The 21,339-nt window shown below is 71.2% G+C and carries 21 protein-coding genes; 13 read left to right on the top strand and 8 right to left on the bottom strand.

What is annotated here, in order from left to right; all coding sequences use genetic code 11:
- Together H0487_RS23040 and scpA are read left to right on the top strand one after the other, a co-directional pair.
- On the top strand, positions 1-785 hold a 785-nt coding region (locus tag H0487_RS23040), incomplete at its 5' end, for a methylmalonyl-CoA mutase family protein (protein WP_246382859.1).
- On the top strand, positions 782-2,923 hold the full coding sequence (gene scpA / locus H0487_RS01710; protein WP_183092494.1) for a methylmalonyl-CoA mutase: 2,142 nt from the start codon (positions 782-784) through the stop codon (positions 2,921-2,923). The genes H0487_RS23040 and scpA, both read left to right, overlap by 4 nt.
- A 25-nt stretch (positions 2,924-2,948) precedes the next feature.
- Here scpA and H0487_RS01705 read toward each other — a convergent pair whose 3' ends face one another.
- Entirely contained in the window at positions 2,949-3,809 is an 861-nt protein-coding gene (locus H0487_RS01705) for an alpha/beta fold hydrolase (protein ID WP_183092493.1), read from the bottom strand.
- A gap of 65 nt (positions 3,810-3,874) precedes the next feature.
- On the opposite strand from H0487_RS01705, the gene meaB reads away from it, so the two are divergent.
- The 9 genes from meaB to H0487_RS01660 all read left to right on the top strand — a co-directional run bounded on the left by meaB (position 3,875) and on the right by H0487_RS01660 (position 13,650).
- Positions 3,875-4,876 (top strand): methylmalonyl Co-A mutase-associated GTPase MeaB, encoded by a 1,002-nt coding sequence (gene meaB, locus H0487_RS01700; RefSeq protein WP_312855785.1) that lies wholly within the window; start codon positions 3,875-3,877, stop codon positions 4,874-4,876.
- Between the two features lie 10 nt (positions 4,877-4,886).
- Positions 4,887-6,080 carry an amidohydrolase gene (locus H0487_RS01695; RefSeq protein WP_183092491.1) on the top strand — a complete coding sequence of 398 codons (1,194 nt, stop codon included), beginning with the start codon at positions 4,887-4,889 and terminating at the stop codon, positions 6,078-6,080.
- A gap of 112 nt (positions 6,081-6,192) precedes the next feature.
- Positions 6,193-7,290: a BMP family lipoprotein gene (locus tag H0487_RS01690; protein ID WP_220792979.1), complete on the top strand. Its 1,098-nt coding sequence runs from the start codon at positions 6,193-6,195 to the stop codon at positions 7,288-7,290.
- 121 nt (positions 7,291-7,411) lie between these two features.
- Complete coding sequence (locus tag H0487_RS01685; protein ID WP_183092490.1) at positions 7,412-8,944, top strand: ABC transporter ATP-binding protein; 1,533 nt, start codon at positions 7,412-7,414, stop codon at positions 8,942-8,944.
- A 5-nt stretch (positions 8,945-8,949) separates the two neighbouring features.
- Positions 8,950-10,167, top strand: a complete 1,218-nt coding sequence (locus H0487_RS01680; RefSeq protein WP_183092502.1) for an ABC transporter permease — start codon at positions 8,950-8,952, stop codon at positions 10,165-10,167.
- Complete coding sequence (locus tag H0487_RS01675; protein WP_183092489.1) at positions 10,164-11,498, top strand: ABC transporter permease; 1,335 nt, start codon at positions 10,164-10,166, stop codon at positions 11,496-11,498. The genes H0487_RS01680 and H0487_RS01675 overlap by 4 nt, the downstream gene beginning before the upstream one ends.
- A gap of 10 nt (positions 11,499-11,508) precedes the next feature.
- Entirely contained in the window at positions 11,509-11,898 is a 390-nt protein-coding gene (locus tag H0487_RS01670; protein WP_183092488.1) for a cytidine deaminase, read from the top strand.
- 27 nt (positions 11,899-11,925) lie between these two features.
- The gene (locus H0487_RS01665; protein WP_183092487.1) at positions 11,926-13,218 is read left to right on the top strand and encodes a thymidine phosphorylase; all 1,293 of its coding nucleotides are present in this window, start codon (positions 11,926-11,928) and stop codon (positions 13,216-13,218) included.
- A 9-nt stretch (positions 13,219-13,227) separates the two neighbouring features.
- On the top strand, positions 13,228-13,650 hold the full coding sequence (locus tag H0487_RS01660; protein WP_183092486.1) for a hypothetical protein: 423 nt from the start codon (positions 13,228-13,230) through the stop codon (positions 13,648-13,650).
- Positions 13,651-13,653: 3 nt separating this feature from the next.
- Here the strand turns inward: H0487_RS01660 and H0487_RS01655 are convergent, their stop codons facing one another.
- Positions 13,654-14,505 (bottom strand): VanW family protein, encoded by an 852-nt coding sequence (locus H0487_RS01655; RefSeq protein ID WP_183092485.1) that lies wholly within the window; start codon positions 14,503-14,505, stop codon positions 13,654-13,656.
- Positions 14,506-14,553: 48 nt separating this feature from the next.
- Entirely contained in the window at positions 14,554-15,009 is a 456-nt protein-coding gene (locus H0487_RS01650) for a MaoC family dehydratase (RefSeq protein WP_183092484.1), read from the bottom strand.
- A 47-nt stretch (positions 15,010-15,056) separates the two neighbouring features.
- Between H0487_RS01650 and H0487_RS01645 the strand changes: the two genes are divergently transcribed.
- Complete coding sequence (locus tag H0487_RS01645) at positions 15,057-16,136, top strand: adenosine deaminase (protein WP_183092483.1); 1,080 nt, start codon at positions 15,057-15,059, stop codon at positions 16,134-16,136.
- Between the two features lie 7 nt (positions 16,137-16,143).
- Here H0487_RS01645 and H0487_RS01640 read toward each other — a convergent pair whose 3' ends face one another.
- From H0487_RS01640 to deoC, 5 genes are read right to left on the bottom strand one after another with little or no spacing between them, the layout of a single operon-like run.
- Entirely contained in the window at positions 16,144-16,671 is a 528-nt protein-coding gene (locus H0487_RS01640) for a hypothetical protein (protein WP_183092482.1), read from the bottom strand.
- Positions 16,655-17,290: an AAA family ATPase gene (locus H0487_RS01635; protein ID WP_312855784.1), complete on the bottom strand. Its 636-nt coding sequence runs from the start codon at positions 17,288-17,290 to the stop codon at positions 16,655-16,657. Before H0487_RS01635 ends, H0487_RS01640 begins: the two co-directional genes overlap by 17 nt.
- Positions 17,291-17,298: 8 nt before the next feature.
- On the bottom strand, positions 17,299-18,168 hold the full coding sequence (locus H0487_RS01630) for an aldehyde dehydrogenase family protein (protein ID WP_183092481.1): 870 nt from the start codon (positions 18,166-18,168) through the stop codon (positions 17,299-17,301).
- Complete coding sequence (locus H0487_RS01625) at positions 18,168-19,628, bottom strand: aldehyde dehydrogenase family protein (RefSeq protein WP_183092480.1); 1,461 nt, start codon at positions 19,626-19,628, stop codon at positions 18,168-18,170. Before H0487_RS01625 ends, H0487_RS01630 begins: the two co-directional genes overlap by 1 nt.
- A 3-nt stretch (positions 19,629-19,631) precedes the next feature.
- Entirely contained in the window at positions 19,632-20,639 is a 1,008-nt protein-coding gene (deoC, locus tag H0487_RS01620) for a deoxyribose-phosphate aldolase (protein WP_183092479.1), read from the bottom strand.
- Positions 20,640-20,718: 79 nt separating this feature from the next.
- Here deoC and H0487_RS01615 point away from each other — a divergent pair, with 79 nt between their 5' ends.
- Complete coding sequence (locus H0487_RS01615) at positions 20,719-21,297, top strand: hypothetical protein (RefSeq protein ID WP_183092478.1); 579 nt, start codon at positions 20,719-20,721, stop codon at positions 21,295-21,297.
- The last annotated feature ends 42 nt before the right edge of the window (positions 21,298-21,339 follow it).

Genomic DNA, 21,339 nt, shown 5'->3' with positions numbered 1-21,339 from the left:
CCCACGCCGCCACCGTGCTGCCGTTCGACGCCGCGCTCGGCCAGCCGGAGGGCTTCGGCCGCCGGATCGCCCGCAACGTCAACCACCTGCTCATCGACGAGTCCCACGTGGCCGCGGTCGCCGACCCGGCCGGTGGTGCCTACGCCGTGGAGGCGCTCACCGCCGACCTGGCCGCGGCCGGCTGGGCGGCGTTCCAGCAGCTCGAGCAGGAGTGGGAGGCCGGCCACGACCTGTCGCCGTTCCGCGATCGGATCGCGACCACCGTCGCCGCTCGTGAGAAGGAGATCGCGCGCCGCAAGCGCCCGTTGACCGGCCTCACCGAGTTCCCGAACCTCGCCGAGGAGCTCCCGGCCCGCGACGCCGACCCGTTCAACGACCGGGTGGCGCGCTACGGCGCTTCCTTCGAGGCCCTGCGCGACGAGCCGGCAGCACAGCCCGTCTTCCTGGCCACGCTCGGCAGCATCGCCCAGCACACGGCCCGCGCGACGTTCGCGACCAACCTGTTCGCCGCCGGCGGCATCGCGGTCGAGGCTGCCGGTGCGACGTCGGGCGTCGACGAGCTCGTCGCGGCGTACGGCGGCCAGCAGGTCGTCTGCCTGGCCGGCACCGACGCCACCTACGGCGAGTGGGGCGGGGCCGCCGTCGAGGCGCTCCGCGCCGCGGGCGCCCAGCACGTCATCATCGCCGGCAAGCCCGACGCCGTCTCCGCGGACGTCGACGACGCCGCGGCGATGGGTGTCGACGCGCTCGCCTTCCTGACCGCCACGAGGGAGAAGCTCGCATGACCATCCCCGCCAGCTTCAAGGACCTGCCGCTCGCCGGCGCCGCGGCCGCCGTGCAGGCGCCGACCGGCGAGGGCTGGCTCAGCCCCGAGGGCATCGAGATCAAGCCGTCGTACGACGCCAGCGACCTCGCGGGCCTCGACGCGCTCGACACCTACCCGGGGCTCAGCCCGTTCCTCCGCGGGCCCTACCCGACGATGTACACGAGCCAGCCGTGGACGATCCGGCAGTACGCCGGCTTCTCGACCGCCGAGGAGTCCAACGCCTTCTACCGCCGCAACCTCGCGGCCGGCCAGAAGGGCCTCTCCGTCGCGTTCGACCTGGCGACCCACCGGGGCTACGACTCCGACCACCCGCGCGTCCGCGGTGACGTCGGTATGGCGGGCGTGGCGATCGACTCGATCTACGACACCCGCACGCTGTTCGACGGCATCCCGCTGGACCAGATGAGCGTCTCGATGACGATGAACGGTGCCGTGCTCCCGGTGCTGGCCCTCTACATCGCTGCGGCCGAGGAGCAGGGGGTGAAGCCGGAGCAGCTCGCGGGGACCATCCAGAACGACATCCTCAAGGAGTTCATGGTCCGCAACACCTACATCTACCCGCCGACGCCGTCGATGCGGATCATCTCCGACATCTTCGCGTTCACCAGCCAGCGGATGCCGCGGTTCAACTCGATCTCCATCTCCGGCTACCACATGCAGGAGGCCGGGGCGACCGCCGACCTCGAGCTCGCCTACACGCTGGCCGACGGGGTGGAGTACATCCGGGCCGGTCTCGAGAGCGGCCTGACGATCGACCAGTTCGCGCCGCGGCTGTCCTTCTTCTGGGCGATCGGCATGAACTTCTACATGGAGGTCGCCAAGATGCGCGCGGCCCGGGCGCTGTGGAGCCGGCTGGTGCGCCAGTTCGACCCGCAGAACCCGAAGTCGTTGTCGCTGCGCACGCACAGCCAGACCTCCGGCTGGAGCCTCACCGCCCAGGACGTCTTCAACAACGTCGGCCGGACGGCGATCGAGGCGATGGCCGCGACCCAGGGCCACACCCAGTCGCTCCACACCAACGCCCTCGACGAGGCGATCGCGCTGCCGACGGACTTCTCCGCCCGCATCGCCCGCAACACCCAGCTGCTGCTGCAGCAGGAGAGCGGTACGACGTACTCGATCGACCCGTGGGCCGGCTCGTACTACGTCGAGAAGCTCACCCACGACCTCGCCGAGAAGGCGTGGGCGCACATCCAGGAGGCCGAGGCCGCCGGTGGCATGGCCGCCGCGATCGAGCAGGGCATCCCGAAGATGCGCATCGAGGAGGCCGCGGCCCGCACCCAGGCGCGGATCGACTCCGGCGCCCAGAAGGTCATCGGCGTCAACACCTTCCGGCTGCCGGCCGAGGACCCGCTCGAGGTGCTCAAGGTCGACAACGACGACGTCTACCGCCAGCAGATGGCCAAGCTGGAGCGGCTCCGCGCCGAGCGCGACCAGGGCGACGTCGACGCCGCCCTCGAGGCGCTCACCAAGAGCGCGGACACCGGCGACGGCAACCTGCTCGAGCTCGCCGTCGGCGCGGCCCGGGTCAAGGCGACCGTCGGCGAGATCTCCGACGCGCTGGAGAAGGTCTACGGCCGGCACCAGGCGGTGATCCGTACCATCTCGGGCGTGTACAAGTCCGAGGTCGGCGACACCAACGAAGCCGCCGCCGCTGTCCTCCAGGCCACCGCGAAGTTCGAGGAGGACGAGGGCCGGCGCCCCCGCATCCTCGTCGCCAAGATGGGCCAGGACGGCCACGACCGCGGCCAGAAGGTCGTCGTCTCGGCGTTCGCGGACCTCGGCTTCAACGTCGACGTCGGGCCGTTGTTCTCCACGCCGGAGGAGGTCGCCCAGCAGGCGGTCGACGCGGACGTCCACATCGTCGGCGTCTCGTCGCTCGCGGCCGGTCACCTGACGCTGCTGCCGGCGCTGAAGAAGGCGCTCGAGGAGCAGGGCCGCGGCGACATCATGGTCGTCATCGGCGGCGTCATCCCGCCCGACGACGTCCCGACGCTCAAGGAGATGGGCGCGTCCGCGGTGTTCCTGCCGGGCACGGTCATCGCCGAGTCGGCGCTGGAGCTGCTCGAGGACCTCTCCGCGCAGCTCGGTCACTGACCCCGGACGCGTCCCGGCGTCGGCGTCAGTCCGCGAGGATCGCGGCCACGACCCGATCGGGCGCCTCGAGCGGCGGCCAGTGGGCCACGTCGTGGAGGGCCGTGAACGGCGCCTCGGGCAGCCGTTCGCGGATCCGCTCGGCCATGTGTGCGCCCGACACCGGGTCGAGCATGCCCCAGCAGAAGGCGAGCGGGACGTCGGTGGCCTCCAGGACGCCGGTCCAGCGCTCGGCGTGCTGCTGACGGTCCGTGATGTAGCGGATCAGCAGGTGCGCGTTGAGCTGCCCGGAATCGCGCTCCAGGCCCGCCCAGATCGCGGCCGCATCCGCAGCGAGGTCGTAGCCCTCGGGGAAGGTCGGGGTGAGCGAGCCGGCGATCAGCTCCTCGTTGATGATCGCGCTGATCTGGGGCCCCTGCTCGGGGTCGAGCAGCATCGTCTGCACCGGCTCGGGACGGTGCAGGTCGGGGTAGAGGCCGCCGTTGAGGAAGTCGACCCGCGTGATGTCGACGTCCAACGCTCCCTCGGCGCGACGGGCGAGGAGCTCCTGACAGACCGAGACCCCGTAGTCGTGTGCCACCACCCGGGTGCTGGTGACGCCGTGGTGCGCCCACACCGCCTCGACGAGGTCGGCCTGCTCGTGGATGGAGTAGGCGTGGTCGTGCGGCTTGTCCGAGGCGCCGTACCCCAGGAAGTCCGGCATCAGCAGGTCGTACGACGACGCCAGCGCCGGCGCCACCTTCGCCCAGTCGTGCGAGGAGCTGGGGAAGCCGTGCAGCAACGTCATCGGGGAGCCCGCGCCCGTGCGTCGGACGAAGACGGTGCGCGACGCACCACCGACGGAGAGCTCCACCCGCGTGCCGTCCGCCCACCACTGCTCGATCGTCATGCGGGGAGTCTCGCCGGTGCGGAGCGATGCCGCCAGAGGGGAGGCGCGTCAGTAGCCTTGCCTGCGTGGTGACGGGATCCGATCAGGTCGACACGCTCGCCGAGGGCGTCCTCGCCGGGCACCGGGCCAGTGTGTCCCGGGCGATCACGATGGTCGAGTCCCGCAAGCCGGCCCATCGCGAGCTGGCCCGTGAGCTGCTCGCTCGGCTCACCCCGCACGCGGGCGGTGCCGTCCGGGTCGGCATCTCCGGAGTCCCGGGGGTCGGCAAGTCGACCACGATCGAGGCGCTCGGCACCCACCTCACCGCCGACGGGCACAAGGTGGCGGTGCTCGCGGTCGACCCGTCGTCGGTCCGCACCGGTGGGTCGGTGCTGGGCGACAAGACCCGGATGGCCCAGCTGTCCACGGACCCGAACGCCTACATCCGCCCGTCGCCTTCCGAGGGGACGCTCGGGGGAGTGGCGCGGGCGACCGCGCAGGCGATGACCGTCGTCGAGGCAGCCGGCTACGACGTCGTGCTCATCGAGACGGTCGGCGTCGGCCAGTCGGAGGTCACCGTCGCCGGGATGGTCGACACCTTCCTGTTCCTGACCATCGCCCGTACCGGCGACCAGCTCCAGGGCATCAAGAAGGGCATCCTGGAGATCGCCGACGTCATCGCCGTCAACAAGGCCGACGACGGCGACCAGGAGATCGCCGCGCGGGCAGCGGCCCGCGAGCTGTCGGGCGCGCTGCGGCTGGTCCGCGGCACCGCGGCCGCGCCGCCCGTGCTCACCTACTCCGGCCTGCACCGCAAGGGGCTCGACGTCGTCTGGCACGAGGTGCTCCAGCACCGCGACCGGCTCGGCACGGACGGGCTGGCCCGCAAGCGCGCCGAGCAGCAGCTCGACTTCACCTGGGCGCTGGTCCGTGACGAGCTCGACCAGCGGCTGCGTCACTCCGCCGGGGTCAGGGCGGTCCAGGCGGACGTCCGCGCCGCCGTGCTGGCCGGCGACCTGACCGCACCGCTGGCGGCCGACCGGATCCTCGAGGCCTACGACCGCGACCAGGCCGCGGCGGGGGACTAGGCTCGATCCGATGTCCACTGCCGAGTCGGTCGAGAGCCTGATCAACCATGTCGTCGAGAAGCACCTCGACGATCTGGTCGAACTGCGCCGCGACCTGCACCGGCACCCGGAGCTGTCGTGGGAGGAGCGTCGTACGACGGACCGGGTGGTCGAGATCCTCGAGCACGCCGGGTGGCGGGTGACCCTCTCCCAGCGCAGCGGCGCGATCGCCGAGATCGGCGAGGGCGACCGGGTGGTCGCGCTGCGCGCCGACCTCGACGCGCTGCCCGTCCAGGACGTCACGAACGACCCGTGGTCGAGCACGGTGCCCGGCGTCGCCCACGCCTGCGGCCACGACCTGCACACGACCGCCCTCGTCGGGGCCGCCCACGCGATCGCCGAGCTCCACGACCGAGGCCTGCTCGGTGGCCGAGTCCGGCTGCTGTTCCAGCCCGCCGAGGAGGTCATGCCGGGCGGCGCGGTCCACCTGGTCAACCACGGCGCGCTCGAGGACGTCGACCGGATCTTCGCGCTCCACGCCGAGCCCGCGGTCGACGTCGGCACCGTCGGGGTCCGCACCGGGCCGATCACGAGCGCCGCCGACCGGATCGAGGTCCGGCTCGAGGGCAACGGCGGCCACACCTCGCGGCCCCACCTGACCGGCGACCTCACCTTCGCGCTCGCCAAGATCACCAGCGAGCTGCCCGCGGTCCTGAGTCGGCGGATGGACCCCCGCGCGGGCGTCAGCGTCGTCTGGGGCGTGCTCCGGGCGGGATCGGCGCCCAACGTCATCCCCGACCAGGGCATCGCGTCGGGCACCGTCCGGATCCTCGACTCGGTCGCCTGGGCCGGCGTGGAGGCCGTGGTGCGGGAGGCCGTCCTCGACATCGTGCGGCCCTACGGCGTGACGGCCGTCGTCGACTACCTCCAGGGCGTCCCGCCCGTGGTCAACGACGCCGAGTGCATCCGTCTGGTCTCCGCGTCGGTCGACGCGGTCCTCGGGCCGCACCACCGCACCGAGGTCCCGCAGAGCCTCGGCGGCGAGGACTTCGGCTGGTACCTGGCCAGCATCCCGGGCGCGATGTTCCGTCTCGGGACCCGCACGCCGGGCGGCGCGACGTACGACCTGCACCAGGGTGACCTGCGGATCGACGAGGCAGCGGTGGGCATCGGGGCGCGCGTGATGGCGGCCGTGGCCGCCCGAAGTGTTATCACCGCTCGATAACAACCTCAGAAATTTCCGTTGCAACACCCCACGCGAGCGAAACTCGCCGTTAGGGTGCATCGGAATGCCCCGTCTGGGGCGTGACGAGGACCCAATCCAGGAGGACGCCGTGATGAAGACGGCTCGAATCGCTGCGGTCGCGACCATCGCAGCACTCGCCCTGACGGCCTGCGGAGACCGCGAGGACGACGGCGACAACGACACTCCCAAGGCGAGCGACTCGCCTTCGGTGACCGAGGAGACTTCCCCGACCGAAGCCGCTGAGCAGTTCCCCGACTTCAAGGCGTGCATGGTCTCCGACTCCGGTGGCTTCGACGACAAGTCGTTCAACCAGACGTCGCACGACGGCATGGAGGCCGCCGCGGCCAACTACGGCGTCCAGACCTCCGAGGCGGAGTCGACCGACCCGTCGCAGTTCGCCGACAACATCCAGTCGCTCGTCGACGAGGGCTGCAACCAGATCACCACGGTGGGCTTCCTGCTCGGTGACGCGACCGAGGCCGCGGCCAAGAAGGCCAAGGACGTCGACTTCGCGATCGTCGACTTCGGCTACGAGGCGCCCCCGGCCAACCTCAAGGGGCTCAACTTCAACACGGCCGAGCCGGCGTTCCTCGCGGGCTACCTGGCCGCTGCCAAGTCCGAGACGGGCGTGGTCGGCACCTTCGGTGGTCTGAACATCCCGACGGTGACGATCTTCATGACCGGCTTCGTCCAGGGTGTCGACTACTACAACGAGGAGAACGGCGCCGAGGTCCAAGTCCTGGGCTGGGACATCGAGAAGGCCGACGGTTCGTTCACCAACGACTTCGAGGACAAGACCGCCGGCCAGTCCCTGGCCGAGGAGATGATCGCTCAGGGTGCTGACGTGATCTTCCCGGTCGCCGGTCCCGCGGGTCTCGGTGGCCTCCAGGCCGCCCAGGACGCTGAGGCGTTTGCCGTCTGGGTCGACACCGACGGCTGCATCTCGGCCGCCGAGTACTGCGACTCGCTGCTGACCTCGGTCGTCAAGGGCATGGACGTCGCCGTGGAGCAGGCCATCCTCGACTCCGCCAGCGGCACGTTCTCCAACGAGGTCTACACCGGCACGCTCGAGAACGGCGGCGTCAGCATCGCGCCGTACGGCCCGAACGCCGACGTGGACGACGAGCTCGCGGCGAAGATCGAGGAGCTCAAGGCAGCGATCATCGCCGGTGAGATCACCGTCGGCTGATTCGCCACCTCTGCTGGACAGCTGAACGGACAGGTCGGGGTGGAGTCCTCCACCCCGACCTGTCTGCCGCATTTTCGGTAAGTTGCGAGCGTTCCATGACCAACGACGGACAGGGGACCCCATGCGCCTCGAGATCAAGGGCCTGACCAAGAAGTTCGGCTCGTTCACCGCCAACGACGGCATCGACCTGGTGATCGAGCCGGGCGAGATCCACTGCCTGCTCGGTGAGAACGGTGCCGGCAAGTCGACCTTGATGAACATGCTCTACGGCCTGCTCACGCCGACGTCCGGGGAGATCCTGCTCGACGGCAAGCCGGTCAGCTTCGGCGGCCCGGGCGACGCCCTCGCCGCCGGCATCGGCATGGTCCACCAGCACTTCATGCTGGTCCCTGTCTTCACCGTGGCCGAGAACGTCATGCTCGGCCACGAGCAGACCTACGGCGGCGGCGTGCTCAACCGGCGCGCGGCCCGCAAGCAGGTCCGTGAGCTCTCCGACCGCTACGGCCTGAAGGTCGACCCGGACGCCTACGTCGAGGACATCCCGGTCGGCGTGCAGCAGCGCGTCGAGATCCTCAAGGCCCTCGCCAGCCACGCGCAGGTCCTCATCCTCGACGAGCCGACTGCGGTCCTGACACCGCAGGAGATCGACGAGCTGATGGGCATCATGCGCGAGCTCAAGGCGCAGGGCACCTCGATCATCTTCATCACCCACAAGCTCCGCGAGGTCAAGGCGATCGGCGACAAGATCAGCGTGATCCGTCGCGGCAAGGTCGTCGGCACCGCCGAGCCGTCGGCCAGCGAGGCCGAGCTCGCCGAGATGATGGTCGGCCGTAGCGTCTCGCTCGTCGTCAGCAAGGACCACGCGGAGGTCGGCGCGCCCGTCCTCAAGGCCGAGGGCATCACCGTCATCGACCCCCGCGGGCACGTGGTCGTCAAGGACGTCTCGTTCGAGGCGCGCGGCGGGGAGATCCTCGGTATCGCCGGGGTCCAGGGCAACGGCCAGACCGAGCTCATCAAGTCGCTGCTCGGCCTCATCAAGCCCGACGCCGGCCGGATCGAGCTCGCCGGCAGGGACATCAGCAAGCACGGCCCGCGCCAGAGTCTCGAGGAAGGGATCGGCTACGTCCCCGAGGACCGCTCCCACGACGGTTACGTCGGCTCGTTCAGCGTGCGGGAGAACCTGGTCCTCGACCTCTACCGCTCCGACGAGTTCTCCCGCGGACCCGCGCTGCGCCTCGACGCCATCTCCGCCAACGCGAAGGCACGCATCGAGGAGTTCGACATCCGCACCGAGAACGCCGAGACCCCGGTCGCGGCCCTCTCGGGCGGCAACCAGCAGAAGGTCGTCGTCGCCCGTGAGTTCTCGCGGCCGCTCAAGGTGCTCATCGCCTCGCAGCCGACCCGTGGCGTCGACGTCGGCTCCATCGAGTTCATCCACAAGCGGATCGTCGCCGAGCGCGACCGCGGCACCGCCGTGATCATCGTGTCGACCGAGCTCGAGGAGATCTATGCACTCGCCGACCGGATCGCAGTGATGTACGACGGACGCATCGTCGCCACCGTGCCACCTGACATCCCGCGTGCCGATCTGGGCCTGCTGATGGCGGGTGCGACCCCCGGAGGATCGACCGACGGATCGGAGGTCGCCTCGTGACCGCGATGTCGCCGGCCCCCGAGGCCATCACCCCCGACCCGGAGGAGGGGCCGGCCAAGGGCCGCGACCTGCGCTCCTGGTTGCCCACCGTCCGCGACACCCTGGTCGCGATCCTGCTGGCGCTCGCCGTCGGTGCGTTCCTCATCGCGATCTCCGACGACGAGGTCATCGAGGCGCTCGACAACCTGTTCTCCTACCCGGGCTCGTTCTTCATCTACGCCGGCGACGTGGTCCGGCACTCCGCGGGTGCGGTCTGGGACGCCTACAGCGCGCTGGTCCGGGGCGCCGTCGGATCGGGCTCGGCGCTGCAGCGCACGCTCGAGCGGTCCGCTCCGCTCATCTGCGCCGGCCTCGGCGTGACGATCGCGTTCCGGGCCGGCCTCTTCAACATCGGTGCGACCGGCCAGATGCTCGTGGGCGCTCTCGCCGCCGGCTACGTGGGCTTCACCTACGACCTGCCGCCGGGCATCCACCTCCTGGCCGCCATCGGCGCCGGCGTCCTGGCCTCGGCGGTCTGGGGCGGCATCGTCGGCGTCCTCAAGGCCCAGACCGGTGCCCACGAGGTGATCACCACGATCATGCTCAACCAGATCGGCCGGTTCACCGTCCTCTACTTCCTCGCCAAGGAGTCCTTCCAGCGTGAGGGCAGCGACAACCTGCTGAGCCCGCCGGTGGCCGACAGTGCGACGTATCCCACGATCGCCGGCCTCCACATCGGCATCCCGCTGGCTCTCGTCGCCGCACTCGGCGTCTGGTGGCTGCTCGAGCGCAGCAAGCTCGGCTTCGAGATGCGCGCCGTGGGCGCCAACCCGGAGGCTTCCCGCACGGCCGGCATGAGCATCGCCAAGGTCTACATCGCGACGATGGCGATCGCCGGCCTGCTGTCCGGCCTCGCCATCACGATGACGCTCCTGGGCCTCCAGCAGTCGGTGACCGACCAGGTCGTCGGCTCGGTGGGCTTCGACGCCATCACCGTCGCGTTGCTGGGTCGGGCGACCCCGCTCGGCACGGTCCTCGCCGGGCTGCTGTTCGGCGCGCTGTCGGCCGGCGGCCTCGGGATGCAGACCTCCGCCGGCGTGCCGCCCGAGCTGATCCAGGTCGTGCAGGCGCTGATCGTGCTCTTCGTCGCCGCGCCCGCCCTCATCCGCGGCCTCGGCAGGATCAAGCGGAGGAAGAAGCCCGCCGCACCGGCCGTGGCCGAGCCGAAGGGAGCGACCGCATGACCGACGTCATCGAGACTCCGGCCGCGGCCGCGCCCGTGGAACCGCAGGTCCGCGACCGCGCCGACGTACGCCGTCAGATCAAGCTCGTCGTGGTCCTCGGGCTGGTGCTGCTCGCCGAGGTCTGGTTCAAGCTCGAGATCGACGACCCCACCGTCGCCCACCTCTTCAAGGGTCCGCGGACCAAGGACAACCCCCCGGTCGAGTTCGACGGCACCGTGATCTCGTGGGTCGCTGTGGCGCTGACCGCGGTCGCCCTGCTGCTCGCTCTGGTCAACCGGTTCCCGCGCGGCTGGGTCGGCGTCCTCGTCGCGGTCGCCGTGGGCCTCGGCTTCTACGGCGCGTTCCTCATGTGGGCCTACGCCGACCCGAGCGGCGCGTTCGCGCCCGCGATGACCAATCCGATCCCGGGCACGATCCGGATCGCCACCGCGCTCGTCTTCGGCGCGCTCGCGGGCGTGCTCTGCGAGCGGGCCGGCGTCGTCAACATCGCGATCGAGGGTCAGTTCATCGCCGGTGCGTTCTTCGGCTCGGTGTTCTCGAGCTTCGCGATCGCCTCCATCGCGGCGATCCCGCTCTTCTGGTGCCCGGTGTTCGGGCTGCTCGGCGGCGTCCTGGCCGGCATGGGCGTGGCCGCGATGCTCGCCTTCTTCTCGCTGCGCTACCACGTCGACCAGGTGGTCGTCGGAGTCGTGCTGGTGGCCTTCGGCTACGGCATCACCTCGTTCCTGCTCGGCCAGATCCCCGACGACCGCAACGACCAGTTCAACAACCCAGGACTGCTCGAGCCGGTCGAGATCCCGGTCCTGCACGAGATCCCCTACATCGGGGAGGCGCTCTTCGGGCAGACGCTGCTCGTCTATCTCGCCTACGTCTCGGTGCCGGCCGTCTGGTTCCTGCTGTTCCAGACCCGCTGGGGACTGCGGGTCCGCTCGGTCGGCGAGCACCCGAAGGCCGCGGACACGGTCGGGATCGACCCCAACCGGACCCGCTGGCAGGCGGTGCTGCTCGGCGGGGTGTTCGCGGGCCTCGGCGGAGCGTCGTTCACGCTCAGCACGGGTGCGTTCGACAAGGAGATGACCGCCGGGCTCGGCTTCATCTCGCTCGCCGCGGTGATCATGGGTCGTTGGCACCCGGTGTACGCCGCGATGGCGGCGCTCATGTTCGGGTTCCTGCGCAACCTGCGCGACCAGCTGAGCATCCTCGACGAGAAGGTCCCCGGCGACCTGCTCGCGGCGCTGCCCTACCTCGCAACGATCATCGCGGTCGCCGGCTTCGTGGGCCGGGTGCGGGCGCCGGCTGCCGACGGCCAGCCGTACCAGAAGTCGGATTGATGGGCCCCTCGTGACGGGCGTCGACTGGGCGGCGCTCCAGCAGGCAGCCACCGACGTCGCCGCTCGGGCCTACGCGCCGTACTCGGGGTTCCACGTCGGGGCCGCGGGGCTCGCCGACGACGGGCGGCTGCTCGTCGGCTGCAACGTCGAGAACGCCGGCTACGGCGTGACGCTGTGCGCCGAGTGCGGGCTGGTCTCCCAGCTGCACGCGACCGGGGGTGGGCGGCTGACCCACTTCGTCTGCGTCAACGGCGACGGTGAGGTGATCATGCCGTGCGGCCGCTGCCGACAGATCCTCTACGAGGCCGGCGGGCCGGACCTCGAGCTGCAGACACCCGAAGGCGTGCGCACGATGGACCAGGTCCTCCCCCTCGCCTTCGGTCCCGACGACCTCACCTGACCCCCTGATCACGCCGAGAGGAACTCCGTGAGCCCCCAGCCCCACGACGCCGTCGAGGTGATCAGCGCCAAGCGCGACGGCGGCGCCCTGAGCAGCAGCCAGATCGAGTGGGTGCTCGACGCCTACACGAAGGGCGTGGTGGCCGACGAGCAGATGTCGGCGCTCGCGATGGCGATCCTCCTCAACGGCATGGACCGCCGCGAGATCGGCGACTGGACCGCCGCGATGATCGCGTCGGGGGAGCGGATGGACTTCTCCGCCCTGTCGCGCCCGACGGCGGACAAGCACTCCACGGGCGGCGTCGGCGACAAGATCACGCTCCCCCTCGCGCCGCTCGTCGCGGCCTGCGGGGTGGCGGTGCCGCAGCTGTCGGGTCGCGGGCTCGGCCACACCGGCGGCACGCTCGACAAGCTCGAGTCGATCCCCGGCTGGCGGGCGGCGCTCTCCAACGAGGAGATGATGGCGCAGCTGGAGTCGGTCGGCGCGGTCATCTGCGCGGCCGGCGACGGGCTGGCCCCGGCCGACAAGAAGCTCTACGCACTGCGCGACGTCACCGGCACGGTCGAGGCGATCCCGCTCATCGCGTCGTCGATCATGAGCAAGAAGATCGCCGAGGGGACCGGGGCACTGGTGCTCGACGTGAAGGTCGGCACGGGCGCGTTCATGAAGGACGTCGACCGGGCCCGCGAGCTCGCCGAGGTGATGGTCGCGCTCGGCACCGACGCGGGGGTCCGCACGGTCGCCCTGCTCACCGACATGAGCGTGCCGCTGGGACTGACGGCCGGCAACGCGATCGAGGTCACCGAGTCCGTCGAGGTGCTCGCCGGTGGCGGGCCCGCCGACGTCGTCGAGCTGACGCTCGCCCTGGCCCGCGAGATGCTCGCCGCGGCCGGCCGGACCGACGTCGACCCGGCCGACAAGCTGGCTGACGGCTCGGCGATGGACGCCTGGAAGGCGATGATCCGCGCGCAGGGCGGCGACCCCGACGCGACGCTGCCGGTCGCGCGGGAGTCGCACGTCGTCGCGGCCGGCTCGAGCGGGGTGCTGACCCGGCTCGACGCCCTCTCCGTCGGCATCGCCGCGTGGCGCCTGGGCGCCGGCCGGGAGCGCAAGGAGGACCCGGTGCAGGCCGGTGCCGGCATCGTCTGGCACGCCCGCCCCGGTGACGAGGTCACCGCAGGCGCCCCGCTCTTCACGCTCCTCACCGACACCCCCGCGCGGTTCGACCGGGCGCTGGCCGCCCTCGAGGGGGGCTACGACATCGCCGCCCCCGGCACGTCGTACGAGCCCGGCCCGATCGTCATCGACCGGGTCAGCTGAGGATCACCGATGTCGTTGCTGGCCGAAGTCCTCGTCGTCACCGGAGTCGCGCTGGACCTCGTCGGCGCCGGCGTGCTGTCCCACGCCCACAACGCCGAGTCCATCGTCGAGCTGCGCGAGGAGATCGCCGAGGACAGCGACGAGGAGGGCTCGGCGCTCGGCGAGGACGACGCCATCTCCACCCACGCCAAGCTGCTCGCCGAGAAGCGGGTCGGGTTCGTGCTGCTGACCGTCGGGCTGGCCATCTACCTGACGGGCCTCGTGCTGAAGAGCACCGAGGGCACGGCGACGATGGCCCCGATCGCGATCGGCGTCGTCCTCCTCGGCCTGGCGACGAGCGTCGCCTTCACCAAGGTCGGTGGCCGTCGCATCCGTGAGCGGGCCCTGGAGGCCCGCCGCAACAACGACCCGGACGAGCTCCCCGAGCAGTAGCCCTCAGGGGAGCGGGATGCGGACGGGGCCGGCGCCGAGGACCGGGTCGTAGCGCATGAGGGCGTGGTTGTGGGCGACGAGCTCGTCGTCGAGCTCGCGGCCGGCGCTGTCATAGACCTTGCGGCGCAGCACGTTGCGGCGGGTGTGGACGCCGGGGGCGTCGTTGGTGATGAGGTGGGCGGCCTCGTAGACCAGGTAGTGGCGGGTCGGGGCGACGTCGGAGGTCCAGGCGCCCTCGAGGTCGGTGTCGCCCACCCCGACCGAGAGCCGGTACGACGCGGCGGTGCGGTTCTCGACCTGGAGGTCGAGGGACGGCCAGGCGCAGGTGGCACCGCTGGCGAACGGGACCGTGCGACCGGCGTCGGGGAAGACGTCGTAGCTGTGGCGCCACCGCTCGACCACGGTGAGCTCGGTGTGCAGCGTCATCCAGTGGAGCAGGTTGGTGAGCTGGCACAGGCCGCCGCCCACTCCGGCCTGGAGCCGGCCGTCGACCAGCACGACCCCGGGCAGGTAGCCGCGCCGCGCCGACGGGTTGCCGACGTGGCGCCAGAAGGACAGCCGCTGGCCCGGGCGCAGTACCAGCCCGTCGAGCGTCGCGGTCGCCAACCGGAGGTTGACGACCTTGTTGCGCTGGAGCTGCGGGTCGACGCCGGCGAGCGCGCGCAGCATGACCGAGCGGTGCTCGGCGACCGGGCGCGGGCACGCGTCCTCCGGCAGCCGTTCGAGCGCGAGCGACGCCCCGCACGTGCGCCACTGCCAGGACCGCCGTGCGCGCCGGTAGGCGGGCCCGAGGCGCTCGGCGACAGGATCCGGCAGTGCGTCGCGCAGGCGCTCAGCGAGGTTGGTGGTGTCCATCAACCGTGTGACGCCTGACGGCGCCCCACGGTTGCCTCGGACGAGCCCTCAGTTGGGGAGCAGCAGGACGACGGTCTCGGCGACGCACGCCGGCCGGTCCTGGCCCTCGATCTCGATCGTGTGCTGGACGGTCAGCTGCTTGCCGGTCGGCAGGTCCGTGACGCTGGCGATCGTCACGTGGACCCGGATCCGCGAGCCGACGAGGAGCGGCGCGGGGAAGCGGACCTTGTTGACGCCGTAGTTGAGCTTGGCGCCGGGGGTGGCCAGCTTGAACACCTGGCTGCCGAGCCACGGCACCAGCGCCAGGGTCAGGTAGCCGTGCGCGATGGTCCCGCCGAACGGGCCCTCCTTGGCGCGCTCGATGTCGACGTGGATCCACTGGTGGTCACCGGTGGCGTCGGCGAACTGGTTCACCCGCCGCTGGTCGATGGTGATCCACTCGCTGCTGCCGATCTGCTCGCCAGCGGCGGCCTCCAGCTCCTCGAACGTCTCGAAGACCCGCATCCGTCGACTCCTTCTGCGCTATTTGACCCGATGGAAGAATGCTGGGCATGGAACCTACACGCGTCCCGACGCTCGAGGACCTGACGTCCGCGCCCAAGGTCCTCCTGCACGACCACCTCGACGGTGGTCTACGGCCGGAGACGATCGTGGAGCTCGCTGCCGAGGCCGGTCACCAGCTGCCCTCCGACGACGCGACCGCGCTCGGCGCGTGGTTCGCCGAGTCAGCCGACTCGGGCTCGCTGGTGCGCTACCTCGAGACGTTCGAGCACACCGTCGGCGTGATGCAGACCGAGGCTGCGCTCACCCGGGTGGCGCGTGAGTGCGTCGAGGACCTGGCTGCCGACGGCGTCGTCTACGCCGAGATCCGCTACGCCCCCGAGCTCCACGTCCAGCGCGGGCTCGAGCTCGACCAGGTCGTCGGCGCCGTGGAGGAGGGCTTCCGTCAGGGTGTCGAGGCGAGCGGCGACCGGATCGTCGTACGACAGCTCCTCACGGCGATGCGCCAGGCGGCGCCGTCGCTGGAGATCGCCGAGCTCGCGATCAAGAACCGCGACCGCGGCGTCGCCGGGTTCGACATCGCCGGCCCCGAGGCTGGCTTCCCGCCCACCCGGTTCCTCGACGCCTTCGACTACGTGCGCCAGGAGAACGGCCACGCGACCTGTCACGCCGGCGAGGCCTTCGGGCTGCCGTCGATCTGGGAGGCCGTGCAGTGGTGCGGCGCCGACCGGCTGGGCCACGGTGTCCGGATCATCGACGACATCACCGTCGAGGCCGACGGGACCGCGCGGCTCGGCAAGCTCGCCTCCTACGTGCGCGACAAGCGGATCCCGCTCGAGATGTGCCCGTCGTCCAACCTCCAGACCGGCGCAGCGGCATCGATCGCCGAGCACCCGATCGGCCTGCTCGCCGACCTGCGGTTCCGGGTCACCGTCAACACCGACAACCGGCTGATGAGCGGCACCTCGATGACGAAGGAGCACCAGCTGCTCTGCGAGGCGTTCGGCTGGGGCCTGCCCAAGGTCGAGTGGCTGACCGTCAACGCGATGAAGTCGGCCTTCCTGCCCTACGACGAGCGCTACCGGCTGATCATGGAGGTCATCAAGCCCTGGTACGCCGACCGGCGCTGAGCAGCGCTCAGACGACGAACCAGAGGTGGCTCCACCCGGCCACCCCGACCCGGTGGGAGGCCCACTGGTCGCGCGGCACGGTGCCGAGCGCGCCGCGGGCGGGGTCGAACAGGCGGACCGCCTCGCCGCCGTCGGCGACCGCGAAGGCGAGCACCACGTGTCGCGGCAGCCACCGGTTGCCGACGTAGACCCCGACGGGACGGGTGCGGACCTGCTCGGCCAGCACGTCGAAGCCGAGCGCCGGCCGCGGTCGCGCGTTGACCGTGGCGATCCGCTGGTCGGTGAGCGCGGTCAGGGTGCCGGCAAGCGCCCACGGGGGAGTGCCGAGCCGCCGCGGCCACGGCATCTGGAAGCGGTCGCGGGCGCTGCGGGAGGACGTCAGCCGCCGGTGGGCCCGGCCGATCGTCGCGGTGACGTCGTCGGGCCGCCACGACGGCTCGACGAGCATCCGGGCGACGACGGCGCTGGTCGCTCCGCAGGAGACGGCGTCCGGCTGCTTCAGGTCGGCCGGACGCAGGTCAGCGGGCCAGTCCACGGTCGTCCGGGTCGTGGTGGGGGCTCGGCCGGCCGGCGGTGATCTCGGCGAACGCCCGGTCCCCGGTGGCGACCCGACAACCGACGGCGGTGGCACGTCGTACGACGTCACGCTGGGCGCGGGCCAGCGCCCAGCCCCGCCGCAGCAGGACGAGCGGCGGCTTGCGGTGCTCGCGCAGGTCGCGGTGGAGGCGACGCCAGAAGGTGACGGCCGGGTGCTGGGTCACGCAGTAGGCGGCCTCGAGGACGCCGGCGGACCGGCACGCCTCGACGACGTCAGGCGCGAAGATCCCTTCCGCGCAGAAGACGGCGGCGCCGCCGAGGTCGAGCCGCTGGGCTCCGGTCCGCCGGCTCTCGGAGATCGAGTAGACCGGCACGTCGGTGGCCCCGGTCCGGCACAGCGCGAGCAGCGCCGCCTCGGCGTCGTCGCAGTGCCACGTGCCGGGGTGGTCCCAGTCGACGAGCCCGGCGTTGGCACCGTCCTCGATCCGCGGCAGGCCCGACTCGTCGCCGTCGCGGTAGAAGTCGTCGAGCCGCAGCGTCGGCCAGCCGTACCGCTGCTCGAGCCGCTCCGCGAGCCGCGACTTGCCGGACCCGGACGGGCCGGCAAGGACGATCACCTTCGCCACTAGACGCCGATCGGGTGCCAGACGGTCTTGGTCTCCAGGAAGTCGGTCATCGTCGACAGGGTGGGAGCGTCGTGCCAGTCGGGCTCGGCGGCCGGGGCTCGGCGGACCCGCTTGAGGTTGTCCGCGGCCGCGACCTCGAGCGCGGTGGTGGCGTCGGTGTCACCGGCGAGGCCGACCAGGTCGATCGCGTTGACGTCCATGTGGGCGGCCAGCCAGGGGCCGAGCGACGCGGCGTCACCGGTGAGCAGGTTGACCACGCCGCCGGGGACGTCGGAGGTCGCCAGCACCTCGGCGAAGGTGACCGCCGGGAGCGGCCGGGAGTACGACGTCACGACGACCGCCGTGTTGCCGGACACGATGACCGGCGCGACCACGCTGACCAGCCCGAGCAGCGACGACGACTGCGGCGCGAGCACGCCGATGACGCCGGACGGCTCGGGGGCCGAGTGGTTGAAGAACGGGCCGGCGACCGGGTTGGCGTTGCCGACGACCTGGGCGATCTTGTCGGCCCACCCGGCGTACCAGACCAGCCGGTCGATCGCCTCGTCGACCTGGCGCCCGGCGGCCGCGGCGGTGCCGCCCTCGGACTGCTGGATGGCCTGGACGAACTGCGGCTTGCGGTCCTCCATGACCTCGGCGATCCGATAGAGGATCTGGCCGCGGTTGAAGGCCGTGCGGCCCGACCAGCCGCCGAAGGCCTTGCGGGCGGCGACGACCGCGTCACGGACGTCCTTGCGCGACGCCAGGGCGGCGTTGGCCACGAACTTCCCCTTGCTGTCCTGGACCTCGTAGGAGTGGCCCGACTCCGAGCGGGGGAAGGCCCCGCCGATGTAGAGCTTGTAGGTCTTGCGCACGTCGATCCGAGCCATCAGGCACCTGCCTTCGTGTCGGCCTTCAGATAGGCGGACAGGCCCTGCCGGCCGCCCTCGCGGCCGTAGCCGGACTCCTTGTAGCCGCCGAACGGACTGGCCGGGTCGAACTTGTTGAACGTGTTGGCCCACACGACGCCCGCCCGGAGCTGGTCGGCCATGTGCAGGATCCGGGAGCCCTTCTCGGTCCAGACCCCCGCGGAGAGGCCGTAGGGCGTGTTGTTGGCCTTCTCGACCGCCTCGCTGGGCGTGCGGAACGTCAGGACCGACAGGACCGGGCCGAAGATCTCGTCGCGGGCGATCCGGTGGGCCTGGGAGACGCCGGTGAAGACCGTCGGCGGGAACCAGAAGCCTGCGCTGGGCAGCTCGCACGGCGGCGACCAACGCTCGGCGCCCTCGTCCTCGCCGATCTCGGCGAGGGCGCGGATCCGGGCCAGCTGCTCGGCGGAGTTGATGGCACCGATGTCGGTGTTCTTGTCGAGCGGGTCGCCGACGCGCAGCGTGCCCATCCGGCGCTTGAGCTTGGCCATCACCTCGTCGGCGACCGACTCCTGGAGGAGCAGGCGCGAGCCGGCGCAGCACACGTGGCCCTGGTTGAAGAAGATGCCGCTGACGATGCCCTCGACGGCCTGGTCGAGGGCGGCGTCGTCGAACACGATGTTGGCGGCCTTGCCGCCGAGCTCGAGGGTGGCCTTCTTGTCGGTGCCGGCGATCGCCCGGGCGATGGCCTTGCCGACGTCGGTGGAGCCGGTGAACGCGACCTTGTCGACGTCGGGGTGGGACACCACGGCCTGTCCGGTCGCGCCGGCGCCGGTGACGATGTTGACGACGCCCGGCGGGAGGTCGGCCTGCTGGCAGATCTCGGCGAACAGCAGCGCCGTCAGCGGCGTGGTCTCGGCGGGCTTGAGGACGACGGTGTTGCCGCACGCGAGGGCCGGCGCGACCTTCCACGCGAGCATGAGCAGCGGGAAGTTCCACGGGATGACCTGCGCGGCGACACCCAGCGGCTGCGGGTTCGGCCCGAGGCCGGCGTACTCCAGCTTGTCGGCCCAGCCGGCGTAGTAGAAGAAGTGCGCGGCGACGACGGGGACGTCGACGTCGCGGCTCTCCTTGATCGGCTTGCCGTTGTCGATGGACTCCAGGACGGCCAGCTCGCGGCTGCGCTCCTGGATGATCCGCGCGATCCGGTAGAGGTACTTGGACCGCTCCTTGCCGGGCATCCGCGACCAGGTGCGGAAGGCCTTGCGGGCGGCCTTGACCGCCTTGTCGACGTCGGCGTCGTCGGCCTCGGCGATCTCGGCGAGGGTCTCCTCGGTCGCCGGGTTGATCGACTTGAAGGCCGATCCGTGGCCGTCGACGAACTCGCCGTCGATGAACAGGCCGTACGACGGCTTGATGTCGACGATCGAGCGGGACTCGGGGGCGGGTGCGTACTCGAAGACGTTCGGGTCGTTGGCCATGGCTCAGTCCAAGGTGAAGTAGTCGGGACCGCTGTAGCGGCCGGTGGCGAGCTTGGTGCGCTGCATGAGGAGCTCGTTGAGGAGGGTGGAGGCACCGAACCGGAACCAGTCCGGGGTCAGCCAGTCGGTGCCGGCGACCTCGTTGACCATCACGAGGTACTTGATGGCGTCCTTGGCGGTGCGGATGCCGCCGGCCGGCTTGACGCCGATCTGGACGCCGGTGGCCTCACGGAAGTCGCGGACCGCCTCGAGCATGATGAGGGTGACCGGGAGGGTGGCCGCGGGCTGGACCTTGCCCGTCGAGGTCTTGATGAAGTCGCCTCCGGCGAGCATCGAGAGCCACGACGCGCGTCGTACGTTGTCGTAGGTCTGGAGCTCACCTGTCTCCATGATCACCTTGAGGTGGGCGTGGGTGCCGTCGGGCCGCTGGCAGGCCTCGCGCACCGCCACGATCTCCTCGAAGACCTGGAGGTAGTGACCGGCGAGGAACGCGCCCCGGTCGATCACCATGTCGATCTCGTCGGCACCGGCCTCGACGGCGTCGCGGGTGTCGGCGAGCTTGATGTCCATCGCCGCGCGGCCGCTCGGGAAGGCGGTCGCCACGGCGGCCACGTTGACCCGGTCACCGACGACGCTCTTCACCTCGCCGACCATGTCGCCGTAGACGCAGACCGCGGCGACCGACGGGCAGGTCGGGTCGGACGGGTCGGGCCGCAGCGCCTTGTTGGCGAGCGCCCGGACCTTGCCGGGGGTGTCCTGGCCCTCCAGGGTCGTCAGGTCGACCATCCGGATCGCCAGGTCCAGGGCGTGCGCCTTGGCCGTGGTCTTGATCGAGCGGGTGCCGAGCTGCGCGGCCCGCGCCTCGGCGCCGACCTGGTCGACGCCGGGAAGTCCGTGGAGGAAGCGTCGCAGCGAGGTCTCGCTGGCGGTGACGTCGGCGTACGCCGACAGCCCCGGTGACGACCCCTGGTTCCGGCCCTGATTCGGTTCCGTGGAGACAGTGGGTGGCATTGACCCAGCATAGGGTCGTGGCGTCGCCAGACGGCAACCGTCGGAGGGAACCTCCAGGCGGAACCCTTGAAGGAGAAATGTGGCTGGGCAGGAGATCGAGCGGTTCAGTGCCGTGGGCAGCCGGATCATCGGCGGTCTCGGGTTGGCCGTCGTGGTGCTGGTCGCGCTGTTGGGGGTCACCGGAGCGGGCGGCGACTACCACCCGGCGGTCTATCCGGTGTGCGGTCTGCTGGGGCTGTTGTTCTGGGCGACGATGATCCGGCCGCGGGTCGTCGTCAACGGCGACGACCTCCACCTCCACGGATCCTTCAGCGACGTCACCGTGCCCCTCGCGGCGGTCGAGGACGTCGTCGTCCGGCAGTGGCTGTCGGTGCAGGTCGGCGGCCAGAGCTTCACGACGGTCGGTGTCAGCCGCTCCCACCGGCAGGGGGTCCGCGACGACCGCAAGGGCGACGCGACGTTCGACAAGTCCTACGGCGCCATCGTCGAGGCCCGTCTCCGCAGCCTCGCGGTGTCCGCCCGCGACCGCCAGGGCGTCCGACCCGACTCCGCCGAGCAGGCGGCCCTGGCCGAGCAGGTACGGCGCACTCCCGCCCGTGTCGAGCTCGCGCTGCTCGCCGTGCTCGGCGTCGCGCTCGCGGTGACCCTGGCCCTCTGACGCGTTACCGCCCGGTCCCGCCGAGACCGAGCAGGGAAAAGC

It is taken from the genome of Nocardioides stalactiti (assembly GCF_014180715.1).
GTDB classification, from domain to species: Bacteria; Actinomycetota; Actinomycetes; order Propionibacteriales; family Nocardioidaceae; genus Nocardioides; species Nocardioides stalactiti.
This window is presented reverse-complemented; position numbering and strand designations above follow the sequence as displayed.